This is a genomic window from Oleiphilus sp. HI0086, assembly GCF_001635225.1.
In genome coordinates, this window is the sequence record NZ_LWFZ01000238.1 from 1 (window position 1) to 1,980 (window position 1,980).

The following is a 1,980-nucleotide window of genomic DNA, read 5'->3' on the forward strand; positions in this document are numbered from 1 at the left end:
ATATGGGCTGTTGAACAGTTCCAGGATCCTTTCTTTTTAAAAAATAATTTGGTATGTAAAACATTCCTTTACCTATTCCATAGAGTCATTGGGAACATAGACATAATGACTCCCCACGTCCCAAAAGAGTGCTGACCTCCTATCGTGGGTTAGCAAAGCCAGAGCCATAATATATGTGTCATACCATATAAGCGGAGGCCAGCACCATGAAAAACAATACCATAATTTTTGTCGGATTGGACACCCATAAGGAGTTCACCGAAGTCGCATATTGCGAAGATCAACGAGGCTCAGAAGTAAAACATCTTGGAAGAGTTTCTTCAGCCAAAGTATCACTTACCAAGATGGCAAGACAGTTTGAAAGCAAATACCCGCAGGCTACCCTGCATTTTGTTTATGAAGCAGGCCCCTGTGGCTACTGGATTTATCGATTGCTGACAAGCTTAGGCCATTGTTGCTATGTTGTTGCGCCATCACTGATTCCAAAGAAACCCGGACAACGCGTGAAAGCAGATAAACGCGATGCACAAGATTTAGCTCGTTTGGTTCGTAATGGCGACCTTGATCCGATTTACGTTCCTGAACCCGCAGATGAAGCAATACGAGATCTATCTCGAGCACGTGAGCGTGCAATGCATGATTTGAATAATGCACGTTTCCAGCTAAAAGCCTTGCTGCTCAGAAACCATATTAACTATTCAGGCAAATCAAATTGGAGCTTAAAACACCTTCGTTGGTTAACAGAGATCATCTTACCTCATCCTAGTCAGCAATTTGTCTTGCAAGAGATGATTCAAACCATTTCAGAACGCAATGCTCGACTAGAGCGTCTGGACAATGAACTCGCCCATCACGTGAAGCAATGGCGATATTATCCGGTTGTGAAAGCGATACAAGCCTTGAGAGGCGTTCGACTGCTCACCGCCACTGGTGTCATTGTAGAGCTAGGAGACTTAACACGATTTGATAGCCCTAGAAAACTGATGAGTTATATCGGAACGACGCCCTCCGAACATTCAAGTGGAGGAAAACGACACTTAGGCGCGATCACCAAGTGTGGAAATGGGCGAGCGAGGAGATTGTTAGTTGAGGCTGCACATAGCTATCGCTATCCCGCAAAGATATCGAAGGAATTACAGCTCAGGCAGGAAGGATTGCCGAAAGAGGTAATTGATCAAGCTTGGCAAGCACAACAGAGATTATGTAGACGATATCAACGACTAATACACAAAGGTAAACATCGAAGTGTCGTGGTAACGGCGATCGCACGAGAACTGATAGCTTATATCTGGTCAATCTCGAAGGAAGTCACCTTACCCAGAATAGATCCAAAAACACGAATCTCACGCGTACCCGCTTAAGTAGATAAGGAATAATACATGAACAAGTTTAGCGTCAATGCAAAAGATCAAGCAGCGGCTGTGGTGCAATCACCGAAGGCGTTAGGTTGGCAATGAGCTAGCAGTACATTGATCCACGAGCATAGACTGAAGACAGGCACCACGACGTAATAAGTAAGGTTGGATAGGTTAACGCGTCGCGTTAGCAACCCACGAATACCAGCATGATCACCGTCGAAATTACTTGCTTCATCTGATGCGTTGACGCTTCCCTAACGGGAAGAATGTTAATTAAAAAGAAAGGCTCTGGCCGAGGTTCCGGCAGGATTTTGTGCGGGCCTCTTGACGTGGGGAGTCATACCAACGCNNTNNTAAACGGCGCGCGTCTTTTTGCGCGTCCAGTGCAGGCCACGTGTTTTTGTGGCCGGAACGATGTTTGATAAACTTGTTAGTTGTCATTTTGCCCCAAAGCTCTCTAGTACTGGATAGTAATATTCTGCGACTACCAGCCCAGAAAAAATACACGCAAGCAGAACCCAGACATGCCATTCACGAACCCAGCTACCCTGTGCTTTTAACTCGACCAATTCTTCTTCGTTTTCACCGACAGAGGCAAGAGACATGAAAAGTTGTATACCCA

The 1,980-nt window shown here is 45.4% G+C and carries 2 protein-coding genes; one reads left to right on the forward strand and one right to left on the reverse strand.

Annotated elements, in window-relative coordinates:
• The first annotated feature begins 206 nt into the window (after positions 1 to 206).
• On the forward strand, positions 207 to 1,361 hold the full coding sequence (locus tag A3756_RS03145; RefSeq protein WP_068552920.1) for an IS110 family transposase: 1,155 nt from the start codon (positions 207 to 209) through the stop codon (positions 1,359 to 1,361).
• Positions 1,362 to 1,795: 434 nt separating this feature from the next.
• Here the strand turns inward: A3756_RS03145 and A3756_RS26425 are convergent.
• Positions 1,796 to 1,980, reverse strand: a 185-nt coding sequence (locus A3756_RS26425) for a hypothetical protein (RefSeq protein WP_231875469.1), incomplete at its 5' end; no start/stop codon positions are given.

Excerpts from the sequence above, each read along its gene's own strand:
- A3756_RS03145 (WP_068552920.1), top strand. The coding sequence starts at position 207 with ATGAAAAACAATACCATAATTTTTGTCGGATTGGACACCCATAAGGAG.